At 53.4% G+C, this 4,205-nt stretch carries 7 protein-coding genes; 4 read left to right on the top strand and 3 right to left on the bottom strand.

Annotation, left to right across the window (positions count from 1 at the left end; genetic code table 11):
* Positions 1-120 precede the first annotated feature (120 nt).
* The 3 genes from ACR0ER_RS25460 to ACR0ER_RS25450 all read right to left on the bottom strand — a co-directional run bounded on the left by ACR0ER_RS25460 (position 121) and on the right by ACR0ER_RS25450 (position 2,298).
* Positions 121-465, bottom strand: coding sequence for a type II toxin-antitoxin system RelE/ParE family toxin (locus ACR0ER_RS25460; protein WP_170418355.1), 345 nt, complete (start codon positions 463-465; stop codon positions 121-123).
* Positions 455-712, bottom strand: coding sequence for a ribbon-helix-helix domain-containing protein (locus ACR0ER_RS25455; protein WP_170418358.1), 258 nt, complete (start codon positions 710-712; stop codon positions 455-457). The genes ACR0ER_RS25460 and ACR0ER_RS25455 overlap by 11 nt, the downstream gene beginning before the upstream one ends.
* A gap of 632 nt (positions 713-1,344) precedes the next feature.
* A complete protein-coding gene (locus tag ACR0ER_RS25450) occupies positions 1,345-2,298 on the bottom strand; it encodes a LuxR family transcriptional regulator (protein ID WP_170570583.1) in 954 nt (317 codons plus the stop codon).
* 330 nt (positions 2,299-2,628) lie between these two features.
* Here ACR0ER_RS25450 and ACR0ER_RS25445 point away from each other — a divergent pair, with 330 nt between their 5' ends.
* The 4 genes from ACR0ER_RS25445 to ACR0ER_RS25430 are packed head-to-tail and all read left to right on the top strand — an operon-like array spanning position 2,629 to position 4,155.
* Positions 2,629-3,120: a lytic transglycosylase domain-containing protein gene (locus ACR0ER_RS25445; protein WP_480771256.1), complete on the top strand. Its 492-nt coding sequence runs from the start codon at positions 2,629-2,631 to the stop codon at positions 3,118-3,120.
* Positions 3,117-3,398: a hypothetical protein gene (locus ACR0ER_RS25440; protein ID WP_480771255.1), complete on the top strand. Its 282-nt coding sequence runs from the start codon at positions 3,117-3,119 to the stop codon at positions 3,396-3,398. Before ACR0ER_RS25445 ends, ACR0ER_RS25440 begins: the two co-directional genes overlap by 4 nt.
* Before the next feature lie 3 nt (positions 3,399-3,401).
* The gene (locus tag ACR0ER_RS25435; RefSeq protein ID WP_480771254.1) at positions 3,402-3,680 is read left to right on the top strand and encodes a VirB3 family type IV secretion system protein; all 279 of its coding nucleotides are present in this window, start codon (positions 3,402-3,404) and stop codon (positions 3,678-3,680) included.
* The gene (locus ACR0ER_RS25430; RefSeq protein ID WP_480771253.1) at positions 3,673-4,155 is read left to right on the top strand and encodes a hypothetical protein; all 483 of its coding nucleotides are present in this window, start codon (positions 3,673-3,675) and stop codon (positions 4,153-4,155) included. Before ACR0ER_RS25435 ends, ACR0ER_RS25430 begins: the two co-directional genes overlap by 8 nt.
* Positions 4,156-4,205 lie beyond the last annotated feature (50 nt).

Raw genomic sequence — 4,205 nt, 5'->3', positions numbered from 1 at the left:
ATTTGGGAGCGCGTTTGCCAAGGCGCCGGTCACCCAAACAGTGGACGACTTTTGCTCCGCCCAATGGCAGACTTTCTCACCGCCGTTGACACCGATCGCTCGGCCAATGTATGCGTGGGGTCAGGACAATAGGCGCAGCAGAATGTGCGCATCGTGGTTTTGACCACTATAGAAGACAGCGAGTACGCGTACGATCAGTTTGTCATCGTCGACTTCAAAATAAATGATCGCTTTGATCTTGGTTACGTTCCGAATGTTATTGCCGAGATGTGGTCTTAGGGTGCCTTGATGTGGAACGTTCGCCAGGCTTTCGAGGCTCTCCTGAATCTCTATGACGCGCTTCTCAGCGCGCAGAAAAGCGGTTTCCAGATCTTCGCCAAAGTGCTCAGCGGTTTCAACAAGATAGTCAAATATGAGATCGAGATCTGAGGTGACTTCTTCGGCGCGAACGACTTTATAGACCACGCGCAGCCCGCTTGCGTGCGATCATGTCTTTGGTACGCTCCTTGCCCTCTTCGAGAGTAGTGAAGGTTCCGTTTCGACGCTGATCCAGCAGCTCTCGCAGTGCGTCAGTGTTTTGCGATTGCTCACGCATCAGTTCAAGCCCATGCTGAAGCACGGCGGACAGGCTGGCGTAATGACCTTGGGCGACAAGATTCCGCGCGTAGGCGTCTTGTGACTCAGTCAGCGATATTGATGCTTTAACGCTCATATCAAGCCTCATGTATACTACTGAGTAGTATAAGCTGCTGCAAACAACAGTCAATATTGGGCGCGAACGAACGTGTTTTATTGCCATTACTATCCAGAAACAAACTTCCCTGCATATCCCTCTATATCGTATTGGCACGCCAACGCCGTTCAAAGGAATCTGATCCCCGCGCATTGATATCGGTTGAGCCCAAGTTCTTCGGTTTGAGGATGAGCTTTTGTCCAGCACCCTATCGGGGCAATGCTATCTGACCCAGTCTCGCTTACGTTTTGGGTGCGGGCACCCCGCTAGAGCCGTTTGAAAGATATTCCGTTGAAGGTGAACAACAAACGATTGTCCTGACCGTAGAAGTCGAGCCGCGTCTTGACAACGAAGTCGTCTTCCTGCGCAAGGGTAACAGCTTTTCTTACCCTTCGATGATCGCACACCGGCTTCACAATTAAATAAACAAAGAGGCCTCGATGGTCTGGGGATACTGCCGGTACGTATCATCTGGTAAGGCCAAGCGCATGTTCGCCATCTGGGGTACGGATAACTATGGTTATGAAGTCATTCTAAAACGCAGAAGTGAAATTATGTGAAACATGCGCCTTCGGTCTTTTCAAAGATGAAGCAATGCGTTTTTGCCGAATTCAGAGATACCTGATCCACAATCTTTGATCACGGTTACACCCAAGTTCCTCGACCACCTCGTTTGCACTCAAGTTAAACTCTCTCGCGAGGTCCGTGATCTCGACAGACTGAAAGCTATCAACGTTCCGAACCAGTCTGCCGTCTTCAAAACCAATTAGTTCGTGGGACCTACCACCCCAACGCACGATCCCACCGCAGAGCCGCTGACTTTCCTTATTGACCAATTCTGCCACCGGGTCGGCAAAGAAATCGCTCCACTTAAGAAAACCGGTACTGACTGCCCGGGCGACCGCCTGTTCAATCGTCCGGCTTTTGAGCTTGGTGGTGATGGAAGCAGTCAGGACCTCTACCATTCGGGAAGAGCGGCCCATTTGCTTGGCAATGACAGACGGTATCAACCCCGACGCGAGCATTTTCAATACATCCAGTTCATCCCCAGACAGGGAATCCGAAGGGAAGTTGAATACGGTTTCGATGACATCGAGGGCAAGCAAGTGTAGAACCTGTGCTTCATGGCGTAGGGCAGGGAGCATTCTCGCGATCAAAGCATCCCACTCGGATCGGGGCAGGTTGGACGTAACCGTAAATACACCGCGCTCGCCAAACGGGTTGATAACCGGAATGGAAAGACCGTTCTGACCCACTCCAAATTTTCTGGCTGCGTCGAATAGCGGCGCTTGTTCACGCTGCTCATCAAATACAGTCCAGTCTACCGGCGCAATCATGTTGGCACCGAACCGAATGAGGGGATCGGCTAGAACCAGATCGTTGTCGACGTAGTACCTGACCCATTCCTCGGGAAACGTGGTGCACCCGTGAACAACATTATGATGCTTGTCGATATGGGCGTAGGAGGCGTTTTCAAACCCAAATCTTTGGCAAATTTCCTGGAGGCGTGCCTCACCGGTTTGCCTGAAATCCAGCTCAGAATTGCCAATATCCGCGATTTTCATAGATCGTCTTTCTGTTCCGCGTTACCGTCGGGGCCGCATAGCAACCTAAAGCTGAACAAACTACTCGGGAATTCCCGTAGCCAATCACAGATTTGAATACAGTTCTGTTCTGGAGGTGGAAACAGAGCAAAAACCTGCCGATGAGACACACGAATTTGAAAAGCTGGCAACCGATAACCCGCCAAGGCTAAATTTGGTTCTTGTGGTCTTGCTGAAGCCCGCCTTCCTCTTCCCGGGCTCTTCGCGCCAACAGTCCCATGAAACTGGATATCAGGTTCAATTCACCGCGTTCATCCGCCTGGACCATACCGCGAAGATAAACCGATCCGGATGCGGGAATATGAGCTAGACGAGCAACCGCAATCGCCCAAAGCGAAGCGCACGGCAAAGATCGAGATTGCGCGAAAAGCGCCACGGCCTCGCAAAGCCTCTGGTGGCTGGTCGCAAGAGCGGATCGTCAAGGAAATCCATGCAGCGGCGGATCGGCATGACATTCCGACCGAGTTGTTCATGGCACTGGTCTGGCAGGAAAGCCGGTATCGGGCTGATGCCCTGTCGCCCAAGGGTGCCATCGGTTTCGCACAGCTCATGCCGGGAACGGCAAAAGACCTGGGCGTGAACCCAAAGAACCCTGCTGAAAATCTCGACGGTGGCGCTCGCTATTTGGCAGCGCAGTACCGTGAGTTCGGAGACTGGAAACTGGCGCTCGCCGCCTACAACGCCGGGCCTCACCGCGTCGTCGAATATGGCGGCGTCCCCCCCTTCACAGAAACCCGCAACTACGTGCGGACCATCCTCAGCAAAGTGAGTAAAGACCTATGAAAAGAACCCACTACTACCAGCAGATGGCGTTTTTCGCGATCACTGCGTTCATCATCACAGCAGCGCCCGCCTCCGCTGGCTGGCTGCAAGATGCCATTGGCGATTTCATCAACGAAACGCTGGCCGACTCGAAGGTCGTTGGCGTCAGCCTTGCCGCTGTCGGCTTCATCTGGGGCTGTCTCGCCTATGTGTTCGGCTGGGGTTCGTTGAAAGGCCCTGTAATCGCTATCGTCGTCGGTGCTGTTATCGGCCTCGCTGATACATTCATCGGAGCCTGATTGATGCCGCGCCGCAATACGGTCTTTCGCGGCCTGAGCCGCCCCGCAGAATGGGGCGGCCTACCCGTGATCTATCTGCTGGTGATCCTCGGGATGACTATGCTTTCGTTCGTCATGTTCGGGATAGCACCAGCAATCATTGCGGGTTTTGTTTTCTACACCGGGCTTCGCCTCTTTTACGAATGGGAACCGGCTTTCTTCCGCGTCGTGTCCGTAACCCTTTCCAAAACTCCGCGCACCAAAAACCGCCAGTATCATGGGGGAGATTACTATAGTGCCTAAGCCTGCTGCACAGGATTTGTGGACCCTTGCCCGCTCGTTGATCGAGCCGAGCTGGCGCAAGGATGAAATGAGCCTCTTTCAGATGTTGCCTTATGGCTATGTCGTGGACGATGAGGTTATTTCCACACGCAACGGTGGCCTTATCGCCGCTGCAGAAATCACCGGAATCAACGCAAACACTCTGGACGAAAACGAATTCGAGTTCCTGGCCGAACGGTTTGAGCGTGTGTTGCGCACAACACCCAATGAGGTGGCATTCTATGTTCATCGACTGACCGTCCCGGCTGAGACGGGTCATGTCATCACAGATCCAACCGGCTTTGCCGGTGCAGTGGCGCAGGCCATGCGCTCGGCGTCCGTCAATGCAGAGCTGAAAGAACGCAAGATCATCATCAGCGCCATTCTGCAAAAGCGCCAGGATGAGCGCGCAAAACGGTGTTGTCACGTTAACTTCCGACCCACCAAGGAATGCTGATGCCCGGACTTCAAGCAGCTCGAGTGGCGGCATTCCAGGCGTCAAATGCT

The sequence above is a fragment of the Ruegeria sp. CH8 genome (genome assembly GCF_056536985.1).
Note: the sequence above shows the minus strand (reverse complement) of the source record. Positions and strands in the feature narration are given on the sequence as shown.

Coding starts and splice junctions, on each gene's coding strand:
- ACR0ER_RS25455 (WP_170418358.1), bottom strand. CDS start 712: ATGAGCGTTAAAGCATCAATATCGCTGACTGAGTCACAAGACGCCTAC.
- ACR0ER_RS25435 (WP_480771254.1), top strand. CDS start 3,402: ATGCCGCGCCGCAATACGGTCTTTCGCGGCCTGAGCCGCCCCGCAGAA.
- ACR0ER_RS25450 (WP_170570583.1), bottom strand. CDS start 2,298: ATGAAAATCGCGGATATTGGCAATTCTGAGCTGGATTTCAGGCAAACC.
- ACR0ER_RS25440 (WP_480771255.1), top strand. CDS start 3,117: ATGAAAAGAACCCACTACTACCAGCAGATGGCGTTTTTCGCGATCACT.
- ACR0ER_RS25445 (WP_480771256.1), top strand. CDS start 2,629: ATGCGGGAATATGAGCTAGACGAGCAACCGCAATCGCCCAAAGCGAAG.